This is a genomic window from Streptomyces sp. TRM49041 (assembly GCF_008271805.1).
In the GTDB taxonomy this organism is placed as follows: Bacteria; Actinomycetota; Actinomycetes; order Streptomycetales; family Streptomycetaceae; genus Streptomyces.
In genome coordinates this window covers 128,030-145,026 of the sequence record NZ_VSRY01000140.1, presented here as the reverse complement: position 1 = coordinate 145,026, position 16,997 = coordinate 128,030, and the positions used below count along the sequence as shown (strand labels likewise).

At 68.9% G+C, this 16,997-nt stretch carries 19 protein-coding genes, 1 pseudogene and 1 riboswitch; of the genes and pseudogenes, 12 read left to right on the top strand and 8 right to left on the bottom strand.

From position 1 onward, the window contains the following. Positions 1 to 108 precede the first annotated feature (108 nt). Both FVS66_RS18755 and FVS66_RS18750 read left to right on the top strand, forming a co-directional pair. On the top strand, positions 109 to 1,332 hold the full coding sequence (locus FVS66_RS18755; protein WP_149181103.1) for an ISAs1 family transposase: 1,224 nt from the start codon (positions 109 to 111) through the stop codon (positions 1,330 to 1,332). Positions 1,333 to 1,425: 93 nt separating this feature from the next. Further along, on the top strand, positions 1,426 to 1,971 hold the full coding sequence (locus tag FVS66_RS18750) for a hypothetical protein (protein WP_149182310.1): 546 nt from the start codon (positions 1,426 to 1,428) through the stop codon (positions 1,969 to 1,971). Between the two features lie 173 nt (positions 1,972 to 2,144). Here FVS66_RS18750 and FVS66_RS18745 read toward each other — a convergent pair whose 3' ends face one another. From FVS66_RS18745 to FVS66_RS18720, 8 genes are all read right to left on the bottom strand, one after another. After that, on the bottom strand, positions 2,145 to 3,311 hold the full coding sequence (locus tag FVS66_RS18745) for an XRE family transcriptional regulator (protein ID WP_149182309.1): 1,167 nt from the start codon (positions 3,309 to 3,311) through the stop codon (positions 2,145 to 2,147). Further along, positions 3,301 to 4,095 (bottom strand): hypothetical protein, encoded by a 795-nt coding sequence (locus tag FVS66_RS18740; RefSeq protein WP_149182308.1) that lies wholly within the window; start codon positions 4,093 to 4,095, stop codon positions 3,301 to 3,303. Before FVS66_RS18740 ends, FVS66_RS18745 begins: the two co-directional genes overlap by 11 nt. 868 nt (positions 4,096 to 4,963) lie before the next feature. Beyond that, positions 4,964 to 5,140, bottom strand: coding sequence for a hypothetical protein (locus tag FVS66_RS35105; protein ID WP_187645586.1), 177 nt, complete (start codon positions 5,138 to 5,140; stop codon positions 4,964 to 4,966). 198 nt (positions 5,141 to 5,338) lie between these two features. Then, the gene (locus FVS66_RS18735) at positions 5,339 to 6,376 is read right to left on the bottom strand and encodes an LAETG motif-containing sortase-dependent surface protein (RefSeq protein ID WP_149182307.1); all 1,038 of its coding nucleotides are present in this window, start codon (positions 6,374 to 6,376) and stop codon (positions 5,339 to 5,341) included. A gap of 66 nt (positions 6,377 to 6,442) precedes the next feature. Beyond that, on the bottom strand, positions 6,443 to 7,168 hold the full coding sequence (locus FVS66_RS18730; protein WP_149182306.1) for a DUF6333 family protein: 726 nt from the start codon (positions 7,166 to 7,168) through the stop codon (positions 6,443 to 6,445). 402 nt (positions 7,169 to 7,570) lie between these two features. Then, a complete protein-coding gene (locus tag FVS66_RS18725; protein WP_149182305.1) occupies positions 7,571 to 7,786 on the bottom strand; it encodes a hypothetical protein in 216 nt (71 codons plus the stop codon). 302 nt (positions 7,787 to 8,088) lie between these two features. Further along, positions 8,089 to 8,223 carry a hypothetical protein gene (locus FVS66_RS36080; RefSeq protein WP_262387072.1) on the bottom strand — a complete coding sequence of 45 codons (135 nt, stop codon included), beginning with the start codon at positions 8,221 to 8,223 and terminating at the stop codon, positions 8,089 to 8,091. Positions 8,224 to 8,417: 194 nt separating this feature from the next. Further along, positions 8,418 to 8,903, bottom strand: coding sequence for a DUF5994 family protein (locus FVS66_RS18720; protein WP_149182304.1), 486 nt, complete (start codon positions 8,901 to 8,903; stop codon positions 8,418 to 8,420). 606 nt (positions 8,904 to 9,509) lie between these two features. On the opposite strand from FVS66_RS18720, the gene FVS66_RS18715 reads away from it, so the two are divergent. From FVS66_RS18715 to FVS66_RS18675, 10 genes and pseudogenes are all read left to right on the top strand, one after another. Continuing rightward, on the top strand, positions 9,510 to 9,788 hold the full coding sequence (locus FVS66_RS18715; RefSeq protein WP_149182303.1) for a hypothetical protein: 279 nt from the start codon (positions 9,510 to 9,512) through the stop codon (positions 9,786 to 9,788). Between the two features lie 333 nt (positions 9,789 to 10,121). Further along, positions 10,122 to 10,478, top strand: coding sequence for a PRC-barrel domain-containing protein (locus tag FVS66_RS18710; RefSeq protein ID WP_149182302.1), 357 nt, complete (start codon positions 10,122 to 10,124; stop codon positions 10,476 to 10,478). A gap of 33 nt (positions 10,479 to 10,511) precedes the next feature. Next, positions 10,512 to 10,682, top strand: a complete 171-nt coding sequence (locus tag FVS66_RS35100) for a hypothetical protein (protein ID WP_187645583.1) — start codon at positions 10,512 to 10,514, stop codon at positions 10,680 to 10,682. A gap of 404 nt (positions 10,683 to 11,086) precedes the next feature. Further along, positions 11,087 to 11,301: riboswitch (cobalamin riboswitch) on the top strand. 226 nt (positions 11,302 to 11,527) lie between these two features. Further along, complete coding sequence (locus tag FVS66_RS18705) at positions 11,528 to 12,763, top strand: ABC transporter substrate-binding protein (protein WP_262387071.1); 1,236 nt, start codon at positions 11,528 to 11,530, stop codon at positions 12,761 to 12,763. A gap of 8 nt (positions 12,764 to 12,771) precedes the next feature. After that, positions 12,772 to 13,863, top strand: a complete 1,092-nt coding sequence (locus tag FVS66_RS18700) for an iron ABC transporter permease (protein ID WP_149182301.1) — start codon at positions 12,772 to 12,774, stop codon at positions 13,861 to 13,863. Further along, positions 13,860 to 14,966, top strand: a complete 1,107-nt coding sequence (locus FVS66_RS18695; RefSeq protein ID WP_222946952.1) for an ABC transporter ATP-binding protein — start codon at positions 13,860 to 13,862, stop codon at positions 14,964 to 14,966. Before FVS66_RS18700 ends, FVS66_RS18695 begins: the two co-directional genes overlap by 4 nt. Continuing rightward, positions 14,960 to 15,709 (top strand): (2Fe-2S)-binding protein, encoded by a 750-nt coding sequence (locus tag FVS66_RS18690; RefSeq protein ID WP_149182300.1) that lies wholly within the window; start codon positions 14,960 to 14,962, stop codon positions 15,707 to 15,709. Before FVS66_RS18695 ends, FVS66_RS18690 begins: the two co-directional genes overlap by 7 nt. Then, positions 15,706 to 16,266, top strand: coding sequence for a hypothetical protein (locus tag FVS66_RS18685; protein WP_149182299.1), 561 nt, complete (start codon positions 15,706 to 15,708; stop codon positions 16,264 to 16,266). Before FVS66_RS18690 ends, FVS66_RS18685 begins: the two co-directional genes overlap by 4 nt. A gap of 21 nt (positions 16,267 to 16,287) precedes the next feature. Then, positions 16,288 to 16,410 (top strand): annotated as a pseudogene (locus FVS66_RS18680) (universal stress protein); the annotation flags it as partial. A 244-nt stretch (positions 16,411 to 16,654) separates the two neighbouring features. Then, a complete protein-coding gene (locus FVS66_RS18675; RefSeq protein ID WP_149182298.1) occupies positions 16,655 to 16,939 on the top strand; it encodes a DUF1540 domain-containing protein in 285 nt (94 codons plus the stop codon). Positions 16,940 to 16,997: the final 58 nt, after the last annotated feature.

Sequence of the window (16,997 nt, the reverse complement as noted above, 5' to 3'; positions counted from 1 at the left end):
CAGGCGTGATGCGTGCTCGGATCTTGGACGGGGGCAGGGGAACGTCGAAGGGCGCGGCCCGTCATGATCATGTGATTCCACTCGCAAGATCGTGAAGGCCGCGCCCGTATGCCATCCTGCCCGACCCTGCCCACCTCTCGTCAACTCGCCGATCAACTCGGCGTCGGGGTCGGGGAGTTGTGCACGCCCGCGAAACTCCCCTCGCTCCTGGAGGCGGTCGACGCCGTGCCCGACCCGCGTTCTGTGCACCTGGTCACGCACCCCCTCCCGATGCTGCTCGGCCTGGTGGCCTGCGCCCTGCTGTGCGGGGCGCGCTCGGTGCGCGGTGTGATCCGCTGGGCGAACGGTCAGGGCGCCGGCATCCTGGCCGCACTCGAAGTCCCCGACGGTGATCCGGCGCAGTTGCCGGTGGCCACCACGCTCACCCGCACCCTTGCCCGGATCGACGCCGACGCACTCGATGCGGCCGTCGGCACCTTCGTACAGACCCACGCCGCCGACCCGCTGGCCGGAATCGCGGGAGATCCGCCCCTGCTGCAGCTGGCCGCGGACGGCAAGACGGTTCGCGGCGCCCGCGACGCCGACGGCCTGCAGCTTCACCTGCTCGGCGTCTACCAGGTCGATCCCGGCGTGATGCTCGCCCAGCGCGAGATGCGCCACAAGCCCCACGAGACCGTGCACTTCACCGCCGCCCTCGACCTGATCGCCGACATCACCGGGGCGATCGTGACCGCCGACGCCCTGCACACGGTGGCCGATCACGCCCGCTACCTGCACCGACGCGGCGCCTTCGGACTCTTCCCGGTCAAGGAGAACCGCGCCGCCCTGTTCGCCCGGCTCGACGCGCTCGACTGGGACGAGACCACGAACCCGCAGATCAGCATGGTCCGTACCGAGGAGACCAACAGCGGCCGCCACGAGACCCGCATCGTCCGCGTCCAGGCACTGGAAGACGGCCAGGTCAACTTCCCGCACGCCACCCATGCCCTGCTGGTGGAGCGGTACACCACCGGCCGGGGCGACGGAAAGACCCACGCGGACGCCGAACTCGGCATCACCACCGCACCTGTCCAGACCGCCGACGCGGCCATCCTCGCCCGCTGCGTGAGAGACCAATGGGCCATCGAATCCCAGCACTTCATCAGAGACGTGACCTTCGGAGAGGACGCCTGTCGGGCCCGCACCGGCAGTCTGCCCCGAGCCCTCGCCACCTTCCGCAGCCTGGCGATCAGCCTCGCCCACCTCGCCGGATGGAAGAACAACGCCGCCGCACACGACCACTACCGCAACCACCCGGCCGACGCTCTACGCGAACTCGGTCTCACGGGCTGAGCACGCATCACACCTGCTGCGCGCTCTGAGCTTTCAGGGCACTTCTCTGTAAGCGACGGAACGATCTTCAAAGAGCTCTCTGAAGAGTACGAAGTGGACGAAGAAAAGGGAAGGGCAGCCTTCGAGGGGTACGGTATTTCTGAGTTCCCAGAAGGTGATGCCGTAGCTCGCGTTCCTGGCCTTATGGCCGTCGCCCGCAAGCTCATGCAGAAGGACGGGGCTCACGCCACGATGGCCATGTGCTTTAAGGGCGATGCCATCGTCAGCATCCAGGGAATGGAGTTTCCAGACCAGCGAACCAAAATGCTCAGTTTCGAGCGGTTGGCGGATTTGGTCGAATCACACCGCGCAGACGGCGTACTGATTATCGGCGAAACCTGGATGGGATCCCCGACGGAGATTGAGAAGAAGATTGGAACTATCCTTCTCCCTCCTCGGGATCGAGTCGACAAGCGGGAAGCTCTCACCGTTTATGCGATGACCCGCGATGGCCGTCAGGCCAACCTGGTGTGCTTCGTGGAGCGAACCCCTACCGGAGAGACGATTTGCGGCGAACCGTTCGACCTTGATGCAGGTGCAGCTAACACCTTGCTCCCCATTAAGCGGAAGTGGAAGGCGATGGGAGAGCGCGGAATCTGAGGTGCCCTCGTCCCGCACAGTTCCGGGCCTAGTGAGATCTACGGGGCCTATTCGGCTGCCATCACCTGGTAAACCGATAATCCCGGCGAGAGGCGGAGCTAAAAGGAGCGGACGGAAGTGCAGGGCGCCTCTGCGAGGGGGGCCGGCGCTCCGGCCACCCCTCGCAGCAAGCGTCATACCAGACGCAGAACCGGACGTCGATCACGAACGCCAAGAAGTTCGCTTACACGGCTTTGCGTCCAGGCGAGCTCGCGCGCTAGTTCATGCATCGTCAACCCTTGGTCTCGCTCCGCCAACTCAAAAGCTTGACGCAGCATCACAGGTTGCTCCCCCGGGAAGCCCGTCACAGGTTCCGTCGAGAAACCGGGCTGTGAGGCTAGGGCATGCAACCGCTGATAGGCCCGACTAGCCGTGGCCTCAGATACCAGCCCCAATTCCCGGCATCGGTAGATCAAGGATTTTACTGACACCCCCCACGTGCGCGAAATATCAGCAAGCTGGCCCAAATCCATACGCTTTGGCAAAAGTGGGAGAATGCTGGTTCGAGGGGTCAAGAATTCGGCTGCGAACGCATCGGCTTCCCGCTCTTGGCGAATGTCGCCGGTAGACGCCGAATGCAGCACCAAATGCCCCAGTTCATGCGCGGCGCTGAACCGATGCCGATACACGTCGTCCGCTCGATTCGGCGTCAACACCACCAGGGGGCGTGGAAGCCCTCCACTCGCGAAAGCATCGATTTTCGCCGTAGCTTGATCCGCCTCTGAGGGGAGCACGACGACGATGCCGTGCGCCTCCATCTGCCGGACGAGGTGGCGAAGCGGGCCCCTGCCCAACTGCCATCGCTTCCGCAGCTCACGCGCCGCCTCGGCAGGGTCCGAGGAGAGGTCGGTCCCAGGGTGAATCTCGCCGCCGGCGAACCCTGGTAGGTCAACGAGCGGAAGCTGCACGCGCTTCTCGAGCGCGTAGGCGAGTTCCCAAGTCTGACCAGCAAATCCCAGAGCTCTATTGCGTTGCGCTCCACTCGTCGAGCGCAACGCACGGAAATGGGCCATAGAGGTATCTAGCTTGCCCATCGGGCGGCCAGCAAGGAAGAACTGGACAGGAACGCCGAGAACCTCCGCAAGGCTGGGAATCAACCCCACGCGCGGCTTGCTGCTACCTGTCTCGTACTGCCCAATGGCCGCAGGCGACACCCCAATCCCCTCCGCCACCTCCTTCTTTGTCATGCCTGCAAGATGACGCGCTTGAGTGAGCCTGGGCGGATGAAAGCCGTCCCATACGGCTTTCAGCTTCGCGTCGTCCAGGCCCAGTCCGGGGAGTGTTGGATGATCAGCCCTCATCGCTCTCAGCAGAGTCTTCCTCAGTCGCTTCGGCCACTTCAGTCGTCGGCGGAGTCCCAAGCTTCCGCTCTTCGTCGCTACGACCAGTCATCGGCACCTCCGGCAGGTCACCGGAGTCGAAGCGATCATCCGCGTCCCGGTCAGGGATAGCGAACAGGGGGGTGCGTTCCGGCGCAGTCAGCAGCGAACGCTCGGTGAGCCACCTCAGGTTCCCAGACTCGTCGAGGAGCTCGGCCTTGCCCCACCAGGCACGCTTGAGGCCGGAACGGTTCATCTCGTACCAGACGAGGACCAGCTCCGGCCGCGGGTCCCGGGCCGCGAGCTCGGCCAGGGACGGGCGCAGCACCAGCTCCGCGACGTCCAGCCCGGGAATGGGGTCGGAGATCCAGAACTTCGCCTCAGGGCTCGTGGCGGCGAAGATCTCCTGCACGAGCTTCGACAGGTCCCGACCGCGAGGCCAGTGACTGGGCGGCTCTGTGCCGTCCACCTCGGCACAAACAGGAAACAAGACGGTGTCGTGAACCAGCGGAAGCCGGTACCACGAGCCCGTCTTTACGATCTCGGTGCCCTCGATCCCCAGGTCGAGGATGTGCTCGATGAGCCGCTCGTACTGATTGGTCATGCGAGCGCCACCGGACGCGAAGCCGTGCTTTGATCGCGCCACAGCGCGTACGTCGAGCACGGCTTCTTCGGTGTCTTCCAGAGCCTTCCAGGCGGCAACGCCGATCGCGTCAGCGTCATCGCCATACTGCCTGAGTGCCCACTGGGGGGTCGAGCTGTCCACCTACCACTCCCATCAGAACTTGCGGTCTGCCCGATACCATACACCTCAGACTTTAGTTGATCTTGCATTTCTTGCATTGGGGGTTTAGTTCATGAGCCGCCAAGCGCGGGCGCTGCCGGATCGCAGCGCCCAGTGACCACCATCCGGCGGCCGGCGACTGAGTTAAGAACAAACCTCACGCCAGCGGTGCGCCCAGTGCGGGTCTCTGGGCAAGGCGGCTTCCCTTGCCCGGCACCTCTAGGCGATCGCCGGGGCGGCCGTGAAGCCGCTTACGGACTGCCGGCCGAACCCGGCCGGGGCCATTGGCACCGGGACCCGCAACCAGATCAAGGTCACTGGGGGCGGCCTGAGGGCCAACGCCGACATGGGCTCCCCCGCGAAGAGGGGCCGTCTTGGCCAGTCGGCGCCTATTACTCACTGGACACTGGCGAGGTGAAGGTCCTGACGGGTTCACCTGCCCAAGCACGATCTCCCCGCCCGAACCAGTTGTCGGCGGTAAACCCACCAAGGACTCGCGGGTGCGCCCCTCCGTCGGCCACCCTCGCGGGAGTCGCGAGCCGACCGGCATGACCTCCGGAGTCTCGTGCCCCCCTTCGCCGTCGACTGCCGTGCCACAACGTGCCAGTAGGGGCGGTGAACAGCGGTCAACACAGGGTCGCAGAGGCCGACCGTCACATCCCGACTGGCGGACGTTTTCGCAGGTCAAGGCTCATGTCCTGAGCCAAGTGCCGGGTGATTCCCAAGCTCAGAGCGCGGGTTCGATTCCCGTCACCCGCTCCAAGCAAAAGCCCCAGGCCAGCGGCCCGGGGCTGCTTTGTTGTCCAGACCGGATCAGGCTTCGCGTGCCCGGTCCGTGCTCGATCCCTGATCAGCAGGCATCGGCAGCCTTCTCGCGCTCGGCGCGGACACGGGCGTCGATCCCGTCGGCCACCTCCCGCTGCCGTTCCAAGTTCGAGTGCCGATAGACCGGCGCGGCCCGCTCGGAGGACTGCCCCGCGCGGACCATCGGGGACCGAGGGCGGCGGCGCGCGTCGACCTGGGCCACGGTCGCGGTTCGGACGCTCCTCGGCGGTCTCCATGATGGCTTTCGGTAGCCGGTACGCCTTGGCGTGGATGCGCTCGCCTTCGCGCAGGTACCGGGACGGGCCGGGAAGCCGGTACCACCACATGGATCGGTGGTGGTACCGGCTTCCGGTTCCGTTCTCCGGAGCGGCCGTTGCGCCACTTGTTGCCCGTCCGGTGATCAACGCCGACGATCCCTGCCTGCACGAGCCGGGAGTAGCCTCCCGCTCCCGGAACAGCTTTCCGGTCGGGTCTCGAAGTCCGTCGCACCCCTTGAACCGGGGAGTTGCGACGCCCAATGGAACCCAGGGCCCCCGGGGCGGGGGCCCTTTCGTGCTCCGCGTGCGAATCGCCGCCGGTCGGCCTGGCCGGTGGCGTCCTGTCGCCTGCGGCGCATCCACCACACCAGGGCCGCACCGGCGGCGACGACCGCCGCGGCGATGCCGGAGATCAGCCCGATCGGGGTGTTGGAGCCGGTGTCGGCGAGGTCGCCGTCCGGGTCCGGCCTGTTTGCCGACGGGGTCGGCTTCCCGTCGTCGCCCGGGGTGGACGGGTCCGGGGCAGGGGTCGACGGCGGGGCGGTCGGCTTCGGGTCGTCCGTCGGGGTCGGAGTGGGACCCAGGTTCGGGCCCGGGCCCGGGTCCTCGCCGTCGGCCTCGATGTTGCCGCTGCCGCCGAGGTAGAGGGTGTCGGTGTCCCGGTCGGACACGTCATCCGATTGGAGAGACGTCTTCGTCGTGGTGTCCAGGGTGCGGTGTTCTACGTTGAACCGGGTCCGGGTGATGTTCCGCTTCGGCTGCTTGGAGAAGTCCACACCGCCAACGCCCTGGTTGAAGACCTGGCCGCCGTACTCCAGCTCGAACCACTCGATGCCCTCACGCGGCGACTTCATGTACTTCTGGTACACGTCTTCGCGGGTCCACTTGTCGTGCGGGGCGCGCAGCGGCCACGCGGCGACGTCGCTGGAGTCGATGATCTCGCGGAAGTCGGTCGGCGCCTTGGCATCCTGCTGGCGGATGTATTCGGCCGCGACACGCGCGGTGTAGACGGCGCGACGCAGATCGGCGTAGCGCTTGTCGTTGTCGACCCTCTCCTCCATGAGGGGAACGATGTTGACGCGAACGCTCGCTTCCATCGACTTCTTCTCCGCGTCGGTCAGGCCCTTGCACTCAGTGCTGCCGGGCGCCTCCCACTCGATGTCGAGCCACTCAGCAGACACCTTCGGGGGCGCGTCGAGAATGCCGGCGTGTCAACCCGACTTGACCACAGGGGAGTTGAGCTACCGTCAGCCGTTGAAGTACAGGGCTTCCATGTGGCTGGTGGCGTGCTCACTGTGCCGCACCCGCAGCGAGGAGGCGTCCAGGTCGGCCCTCCCCCACAGGTCCGCGCCGCCGAGGCAGGCCGTGGCGAGGGCGCCCCAGTCGTTCTGGTTCGGTTCGTCGTCGAGGTCGAAGTACACGTCGATGTCTTCGAGAAACTCCGTCGTGATCCCGAGGGCGGACATCACCGCCTGCGGGTCGCCGGTCACGACGAACGGTTCGTCACCGGGCCAGCCGCAGGCATGGAACATGGTGCCGTCCGGCAGCCACACGAGGTCTTCGGTGTGCTCGGCGCCGCAGTGCACCTCTACCCGGCCCACGATCCGTGCGTCGGGGAAGCGCTTCCGCAGCCGAGTGGCCTCCGCCAGCAGCGGCATGTCGTTGCCGTCGTCCGCGAACGCCGGATCGGAGATCGACATGAGGTTTCCCCATGCCCCCGCCTGCACGAGGTCCAGATCGGCTCTCGTGGCGACCGTGATCGCGTCGCTCTGCTTACGGGGGCTGAGGTCCTCGATCACGTCGTCGATCGTGTCCAGGCAGCGAGCGAACTCCGCGGCCCGTTCGGGGTCATTGGGAGGAAGGTCGGCCGCGTCCACGGTGAATGGCGGGTGCAGGACGGTCAGTTCGTAGCGGTTGCCGCTGCCATGGGTTATGCGGTCGGGTGGAAAGGTCCAGAAGTCGGTGCCAGGCATGCCCGTCACCGTAACGGGTTCCTTATCTCCTCGGGGTGGTTGTGGTCATGCACTGGGAGGCGAACTGCGCCTCCAATGGGAGACTTTCGCCGGCCTTGAATCCGGCCGGTCGAGATCTGGTTCGTAGCACCACACCGCACCAGAAGTGCACCGGACGCGACGGTCAACCAACGGTCAGCGCGGGCCACACCGTCCCCCGTGTTCTCACTTCCGTATCGCGCATATTCCCAGCTCAGACCAGTCCATGATCTGAACGATCAGTGATTCCCAAGCTCAAAGCGCGGGTTCGATTCCCGTCACCCGCCCCACGCGGAAGGCCCAGGCCATGGACCTGGGCCTTAGTGCCGCCCGACGCTCCGGTCTCACCGTGCCACTCTCCGCGGTGACCGATCGAGTCTCGGGTCAGCCGACCCCTGACGAGGGCACGCGGCGAGAGCGGCGCGCCGTGGCAATACCGATACCGACGGAGCTGCCGATACCGATGCCCAGGCCCACGCCGAGGCCGACGTTGTCGAGGACGTAAAGCCCGAGCAAGAGTCCGATGACGACCCCGAGCGCCATGCCTGCCGCCAGTCCGATGCCTATGGGTCGCGTCCCGGATGCCTCATTATGTGCCATACACGCATTGTGCCAGAGTCGGTAGGCAGCTCCTGATCAGTGCCCAATTAGGCCTCCAATGGCCTGGGTTGTCGGCAGCCATGACTCCGAGGAGGGCTTCCTCCCGTGGCAGTACGCCCAGTCGGTTGCACATCATGTGCTCCTGATGGAACACGAGGTGCCCCGCGCTGTAGGGGACCTGCTCGTCTGCGGCCCGTCCGACGTACGCGGCCAGGACCTGCGTCCAGCCCTGCGCATGGGTTGGCACCGTGGGGTCGCGGGCCATCTCCGCGGCGCTGCAGTCAATTCCCCTGCCGTCCGCCTCAGCGGCCGTCCTCGGGTGGCCGCGGAGTGTATCCGCGTCGGTCGGCGTCATTCGTCCACCAGGCGAGGTGCCGTTCCCAGAACCGGGCGGTGTCGACGGTCTCGTCGAACGGAACAGGGAGGATCTCGAGCATCCTCAGAGCGCGTCGCCGGTGGACCAGTGCCACGGCGCACGGTGCCGGCGCCGCGATGGCCGGTCCCATTGCCCCGTCCGGCAAACCGGTCATTGACAGCAGAGCAGCGCCCACAGCAGTGAAGCCCCAGGTCGGCGGCCCGGGGCTTCTTTGCTGTCTCGACCGGATCAGGCTTCGCGTGCCCGATCCAGAAGTCACGTCGGGGGAGGTGCCGTGTCGGCGCCGGTTTCGATGAGGATCTGCCCGGCCTGGGTGACGTTGTCCGCCCGGACGGCTCTGGCCATGGCGGCGCGTGCCGCGTCAGGAGTCGTGTCGGGCGGGACCACCAGCAGGGCGAAGTGGTCCCGATCGCCTCGGGTGATCAGGACGGTGTCGTCACCGACCGGGAAGGAGTCGACATGCACGACCCGGTCGTCGACCGTCAACCGTGTCGGCAGTTCCGCCCAGGCACCGGCGTCCAGACCGACGCGGGTGACGGGTCCCAGGTACTCGGTCAACGCGCTGATCAGTGAGGGAAGCTCGGCGCCTATGTCCCTGGACCGCGGCCACCACGCGCCGTCCAGGATTCCCTCACGGGCATGTGTCGTTTCCAGCCTCAGGAGAGCCGTCCCGGGTCTCACGGAATGGTGGGTGGCATCCGGCAGGGGCCGGGGAGTGCTGAGGGGGTCGGAGTCGGCCATGGTGCACGCCCATCCGCGAGGCAGTGCGTTCCATACTGTGAAGCAGCCTCGCCATGCCACTGTACTCCGCACTCCGCATGCCGCGCCCGCGAGCGCCCGCGCCCGCGGTTCCGTATCGGAAAATGCCTGGTCACAGACCTTTCCCGGCGCTCGGACCGGAGTAGGCTGAAAGCACCGGAAACCCTGCGCACACCGGCTCACGCCGCCGGTGCCGTTCTCGGCGAGCAACGACGCCGGGGGCCGAGGAGAAGCCCCGGGGACAGGTCCGTGCCATGACCGCGACCACGGAACGTACGACCGCCGGTCAGCGCGTCCTCACGCCACCGGCCCGGCTGCCGGTGCCCCCCGTGGACACCCGACCCGGCCTCCTGGATGACGCATGGCGGGCTCGCTCCCGCGACCTTTCCCGCGAACTCCCCGACCTCAGCCCTGCGTGCCGGCCCGTGATCCCGCCGGAGACCGGAGCGGCCTCCCACCGCTCGGCTGATGTCCGTCGCTGCCACCTGCGGTGGCCTCACCGCCGGCGGTCTGACAGCGGCCGGGACAGCGTGGCGGCCTTACCGACACTTCGCACCGCATCGGTGCCGGAACGAGAGAGCGGCAGTCATGGCAACACTGCACGAGCGACAGAACTACCGTATGGCGATCATGAAGGCCCTGTACGACGCCATGGAAGGCAATCGTCCGGGTGTCACCGGGGCCAAGCTCCGTGACGACCTGCACCTGCCCGATCAGGACATGGCCGCTGCCTGCACCTACCTGGCCGCCGAGGGTCTGATCCTCGTCGACTGGACAACTCACAGCACGCCCGCGGCGGTCACGCTGACACATCAGGGGATCCGGCTCATGGAGTCCGAGGAATCCGAGGACGAGGAGCGCGGCTGACACGCCCTGCGGGCCGGTTCCGGGGCCCGGAGGCCGCGTCACCCACCGACTCGAATCACTGTGAGCCAGAAGAGGGAAACGGGCATATTATGGCAAATGGGTTGGCGCACTCTCACGTGCGACCGCCCGGAAGGGCGGCCCCGGTGTGTATACGCCGGGGCCGTTGTGCGCGGCGCGGTCGGAGCGGCGCAGCGCGGCGCACAAACGGTGACAAGTGGCGACAGCGGGTGAACGGGGGCAGGCTGAGGACTGAGGGTCTCCGGATTCCCGCGACGAAACGATCCCCGGTGAGCGGACGGCACCGGCCGGTGCCCCGTCAAGGAGGGAGAGGACATGATCCGTTCAGCCGATATCCGTGAGTGGCGCAATCGCGACGTCGTGGACCCGAAGGGACACAAGATCGGCCGACTGGAAGCGGTCTACGTGGACACCACAACCGATGAACCGGCCATGGCCACCGTCCGGACCGGGCTGCCCACCCGGCAGCGTCTGGTCTTCGTCCCCCTCGACGACGCGATCCTCGGGCCGGGCTACGTCAAGACCGCCTACGCCAAGAGCCTGGTGCGGAAGGCCCCATGGGTCGGCACGGACGACGTATTGCCGATCGAGCAGGAAGAGTCGATCTTCCAGCACTACGGCATGCCGTACCAGCCGGGCACAGGCGGCGAACGCCAGCTCGCACGCCGCTGACCGCAGGACCTCGACCGGAGAGGCGTTCACACGATGGCAGTCTTCTTCTTTCTGGCTCTGGTGGCCGTCGTACTGGGGATCATCGGCGTAGTCGCGGAAGGACTGGGCTACCTGCTGATCATCGGCATCGCGGTCCTCGTGGTCGACGTGATCCTCGCCGCCGTCCGCTGGTCCCGACGCTCCGGTCGGCGACCTCTCCGCTGACGCGACCCGCAGTGCCCACGACGGCCTACGACGGCGCGGTCGGATGGCGTCCAGAGCGGCTTCGGAGAAGGTGACGGTTCGACAGCGGGACAGGAGCGCCGGCTTCGTGAAGTGCGCCTTCGCGGAGACTTGACGGCATCCTCGATCTGCCGCGCAGTCCCGTCGGGGTGGAGTTCGCGGGCCTGAGACGCCCAGGATGCCCGCGACGGTGCACCGACGCCCCTGCCCGCGGGCCGGACGGTGCTCGGGACCCTGGACGGACGGGAGCACCGGGGCGTCCCGCCACCTCACCGGCCGGGAGCGTACGTACCTGACCTGACCTGACCCGTCGCCCGTCGGACTCGGCACACCGCGCACCGGCCGTCCGGCGTCGCCTCAAGGCGCCCGCCGTCTGTGGCTGTTCGCACATTTGTGGGTCTGGCGGTGCCGTGGCCGGTTCTGCGATGCTTCCGTCCGACAAGCGACGGCGGAACGAGGAAGCCGGTGAGATTCCGGCACGGTACCGCCACTGTGTAGGGGGAGCGACTCCGCCATGGCCACCGCCCCATCCGGGGGCGGGAAGGCCGGAGAAGCGTTGATCCCGAGTCAGGAGACTCACGCCGTCGCACCTCGATGTATGGGGCGGATTTCCCCAGGAGAGGCGGTGGCACCCGTGTGCCTGCGTATGTACGGCGGCCGCTCTGCGCTGCCCATGGCCCTGCGGGGCCGACCTGCCCGGCTTGACGCACGGGCCCGTTCCCTCAGGTTCTGACGGCCTTCTCCCTCAGCGGCTTCCCTCCCGTACGCCGCATCACGCGCCCCGGAGTGCCGGTGCGCGCTGCCCACGCATGCCACCAGGAGTCACCTTGACCGTACGATCCGTCATGACCGGCCGTCGTCAGGCCGCCGCGGCGGCCTTCCTCGCCGCCGCTCTCACGCTCACCGCGTGCGGCGGCGACACCGGCCCGCCCACCGATGCCAAGGCCCGGGCCGCCGGGGAGGGCTGCATCGAGGACTTCGACCCGGCCAAGGACTACTTCCCGGTCAAGTCGACGGTGAAGTATGCCGAGAACTTCACGCTCCGGTACGAGAAGAGCTACCAGGTCCTCACCGTCAACGAGCCCTTCCCCAAGGGCAAGCCGGAGTCGTACGTGCTGGTCAAGTGTGGTGCGCCGAAACCGGAGCTGTCCGGTGGGCTGGCGTCCGCGCAGCAGGTCACCGTCCCCGTCAAGAGCCTGTACTCCGCCTCCACCACCCATCTGCCGCTGCTCACCGAGACCGGCACCCTGGACGTGCTGACGGGTGTCGCGAGCGCCGCGAGCGTCTCCTCCGCCCAGGTGATCGAGCGGGTGAAGGCCGGCAAGGTCACCGAGTACGCCAAGGACCGCACTCTCAACGCCGAGACGGTCATCGGCGCCAAGCCGGACGTGCTGATGACCCAGGGCACCGACGACCCGCAGTATCCCAAGCTCCGTCAGGCGGGCATCGCCGTCGTCGCCAACGCCGAGTGGCTGGAGTCCAGCCCGCTCGGCCGCGCCGAGTGGGTCAAGGCGATGGCCGCGCTCACCGGAGCGGAGAAGCGTGCGGGCGAGGTGTTCGACACCATCGAGGGCGACTACCGGAAGGTCGCCGAGAAGGGCGCGCAGGCGGTCAAGGCGGGCAGGCCCGTCGAGGTGCTGCCCGGCACGATGTACCAGGGCACCTGGTCCATGCCCGCCGGCGGCAGCTACGCCGCCCAGCTGATCAAGGACGCGGGCGGCACCTACCCCTGGGCCGGCGAGCCGGGCACCGGTGGCCTCCGGCTGAACTTCGAGGCCGTGTACGCGAAGGGCGGCCAGGCGCCCGTCTGGATCGCCGACCAGCAGTGGCGGTCCACCGCCGACGCCGTCAAGGCCGACAGCCGGTACGGGCAGCTGAAGGCCCTCTCCGACGGTGCGGTCTGGACGAACACGAAGGCGCTCGGCCCCGGCGGTGGCAACGACTACTTCGAGCGCGGTGTGCTGCGCCCGGACCTGGTGCTCGCCGACCTCTTCGCGCTGATCCACCCGGACTGGGCGAAGGACCACACCTTCACCTTCTACCAGCCGGTGCCCAAGGCGTGACAGCGCCCATGGCAATCGCGCCGTCCGCTGCCCCGGACACCCCGCCGAAGGTGCGGCCGGGGCGGCGGCGCCTCGCCGTCGTCGTGGCCCTCGCGGCCGGTACCGCGGCGCTGTTCGTCCTCACCATCGCGACCGGCTCCCACCGGGTGCCGGTCGCGGAGGTGGTGCGGATCCTGTTCGGCGGCGACGGCGCCGACCCGAGATGGTCCGTGATCGTCGAGCAGGTACGGCTGCCGCGCGCGCTGACCGCCACCGCCGTCGGCGCCGCCCTCGCCGTGGCGGGCGTACAGATGCAGACCCTGTTCCGCAACGCGCTGGCCGACCCGTTCTCCCTCGGGCTGAGTTCGGGCGCCGGATTGGGCGTCGCCGCCGTGGTGGTGGGCACCGGCGGGTTCGCCGGAAGCTTCACCGGAAACCTGGCCGGGCTGGGGCGCCTGGGCGTCGTCCTGGCCGCCTCGTTCGGCGCGGGCGCCGTGCTGGCCCTCGTCCTGCTCCTCTCGCAATGGGTGAAGTCGGCCGTCACCCTGCTCGTCATCGGTGTCATGATCGGCTCGGCGGTCACCGCGGTGGTCGGCGTGATGCTCGTGTACGCGCGGCCCGAGCGCGCCCAGCAGTTCGTGATGTGGAGCCTGGGCAGCTTCAGCGCCACGACCTGGCCCGACATCCAGGTCATGCTGCCCGTGATCGGCGCGGGCCTGCTGGCGGCGCTGCTGACCGCGAAACGACTCAACGCCCTGTTGCTCGGCGAGGACTACGCCCGCACCATGGGCCTGAACGTACGGGGCAGCCGTAATCTGGCGCTGGTCGGCACCTCGCTGCTGGCGGGCGCGGCGACCGCGTTCTGCGGCCCCGTCGCCTTCCTGGGCCTGGCCGTCCCGCACCTGACGCGGGTGGCGCTGGGGACCTCGGACCACCGGGCGCTGATCCCTGCGTCGATGCTCGCGGGGGCGTTCCTCGCGCTGGCGTGCGCCCTGCTGAGCCAGCCGCCCGGCACGGACTCCGTGCTGCCGCTCAGCGCCATCACCTCGCTGTTCGGTGCCCCCGTCGTCATCGCGTTCCTGATCCGCAGCCGTCGCGGCGTACAAGGAGTGGCCTCGTGACCGACACGATGACCGAACCCGTCCAGGACACGGCCGACGGACCGGACCGCCCCGGCGGACTGGCCACCCAGGGGCTCGCCGTCGGCTACCGCACCCGCCCGCTGCGCTGGCGCGGGCGCGGGCGCGGAGGAGGGCGCGGAGGAGGGCGCGGAGGAGGGCGGGCCGTGCTGTCGGGGCTCGACCTTCAGGCGCGGGCCGGCGAACTGACCGTACTCCTCGGCCCCAACGGCGCGGGCAAGTCCACGCTGCTGCGCACCCTGTGCGGGCTTCTGCCACCGCTCGACGGCGGGATCCGGATCGGCGGGGCCGACCTCGCGCACCAGCCGCCGGGCGCTCTCGCCCGCCGCCTGGCCGTTGTCCTGACCGACCGGGTGGACCCGGGGCTGCTGTCCGTACGGGAGCTGGCCGGGCTCGGCCGCCACCCGCACACCGGGTTCACCGGCCGCCTCACGGCCGCGGACCACGCGGCGGTCGAGTGGTCGCTGAAGGCGGTGGGCGCGGGGCATCTGGCGGACCGGCCGGCCGCCGAGCTCTCCGACGGCGAACGCCAGCGCGTCCTGACCGCCCGCGCCCTCGCCCAGGAGCCCGAGGTCGTCCTGCTCGACGAGCCGACCGCCTTCCTCGATGTCCCCTCGCGGGTGGCGCTCACCGTGCTGCTGCGCGACCTCGCCCGGGACAAGGGCCTCACCGTCGTGGTCAGCACCCACGACCTGGAGCTTGCCCTGCGTGTGGCAGACGCCGTCTGGCTCGTCGACCGCGACTCCCACGTCCACTCCGGGGCGCCCGAGGACCTGATCCGCAGCGGTGCCGTCGCGGGCGCCTTCGACGCCGACAACCTCGCCTTCGACCCGGTCTCCGGCACCTTCGGTCTGCGCCGCGCCGCGCGCGCCGACGTAACGGTGGACGCGCCGGCCGATGTGCTCCCGCTGCTCGAACGCGCTCTCGCCCGCGAAGGGCTGGCCGTCACGGCCCCGGGCGACCCGGACGCCACCACACAGGTGAGCTGCGACGGAGCGGATCGGCTCACCCTCACCGGACCGGACGGGCAGGTCGTCCGCACCCACGGCTTCCACGAGCTGACGCGGACGGTACGGACATGGTGAACGCGGCCATCACCCCCGACGCCCTGGCGCGGATCTCCGCTGTCGGACCGTACTTCGCGGTGGCCACCGGCCCCCGCCCCGAGGCCGACGGCTTCCGGCCGCTGACCGATCTGTACGCCGACCCTGGCGCGCTGGAGGACTCCGTACGGGCCGTCTCCGGGCGGCTGGGCACCGGCCTGCCCGGGGCGGGCGCGTCCAGGGCGGGCGCGTCCAGGGTGGGCGCGTCCACCCTGCACCTGGGAACCGCCTCCCGGCTCTGGTCCATCGCCCTGGCCTGCGCCACGCTCACCGGCCGGGTACCCGATCTGGGACCCGACCGGCTGTGGTGGCGCCTGCCCGTCTCCGGCCCCCTCGACCTGTGGCTGCCCGACCTGCGGGAGGTGGATCAGGAGCCGCTCCCGGCCTTGCACCACACCGTCGCCGTCCAGAACCTGACCCCATGGGCCGACGCCGTCCGGCGCGTCTCCGGGGTCTCCCCGCACACTCTGCGCGGCAACGCCGCCTCCGCGCTCATCGGAGCCCACCGCGTACTGCTCGCCAGGGAACCGCACGCCCCGTACCCCGTAGTACCCCTCGTCCGCGGACTGCTGGACCGTCCGCCTTTGGCAGGCGCCGGCACCTGCCGCACCGTCCCCGACGGGCCGCTCGCCTTCCGGCGCCGCAGCTGCTGCCTGTACTACCGCGTGCCCGGCGCGGGCATCTGCGGCGACTGCGTCCTCGATCCCAAGGAGAAGACCTCATGACCACCACCGAGCCGACCGTCATCGATACCCCCGGCGGCGGCACTCAGCACGTCTGGCCCATCCCGGCCGACGAAGCCACCCTCCTCGACCTCGTCACCACCGTCTTCACCGACCACTGGCAGCACATCCACTTCGGGCCCATCATCGAAGGCGCCGCCTGGGAGGTCGGCGCCCCGGGCGCCCCCACGGCCATCACCATGAACGACGGTTACGTCACCGTCGACTTCGGCGCCTGGCACTTCCACCTCTGCATCGGCGAGCACACCGCATCAGGCCCCGAGCTCGGCCGGATCCGCCGCTGCTCCCGCGTCGAGCTCTACCGCGGCCTCGGCTCCGACGGAGCTCCTGTCAGCTGGGGAGTCCGCCTGTTCAACGGCCGCGACGAACAGATGATGACCGTCCTGCTGCCCAACCCCTTCCTCACCGACCGCCAGGAGGTCCTCGACACCCCCGACTTCACCCGCCTCAGCGCCTGGGACTCCCTCCGCGACCGCTTCCTCGGCCTGTCGCCCGACCCCCTCGACCGCACGGGCAAGGGCTTTCGGCACAGCGGCTGAGGTACGAGTGCCGCCCCGGCCCTGACCAGGGCCTCCGACCGGGCCGACCTGCTGGTCCTGGGCTCGCGCGGGCGTGGGGGCTTCCACGGCCTGGCCCTCGGCTCCGCCGGCCACCACCTGCTTCACCTCTCCGCCTGCCCCGTCGCGATCGTGCGGTCGCGTACCGGTACGGCGCGTCTGCCTGACGAGCCCCGCCGGACCGGAGGCGGCCTTCACCACCCTCCTCGGCATCCACGGGTGAACCGCTCCGCAGCGGTGCTCCGATCGGCGGAGGTCCACTCGCCGTCGGCCCCGTCGGGGGTTTCACTCGGCCTCGCGGCCCCATGCTCGGGCCTTGCGACCGCTCGTCGGACGACGCGGCGGACCCCCGTACGAGGAGAGCTCCACCATGGACATGCCCGTCGTGAACCAATGCTCGGTCGAGGACTGCGCATACAACCGGGACAGCGCCTGCCACGCCCTGGCCATCACCGTGGGAGACACCCAGAAGGCACACTGCGACACCTTCTTCACCTCCGCCCGCAAAGGGGGAGACCCGGCCACCACCGGCCGCGTCGGCGCCTGCAAGGTGTCCACCTGTAGGCACAACACCCAGTTCGAATGCCGCGCCCCCGGCATCACCGTCGGCTATGTGCAAAGTGAGGTCGACTGCCTCACCTACGAACCCGCCTAGAGATCAGCGGCCGCACATCGGCAGGGCCCGGGTAGCCGACCTCCTTTCGGATGCCCAT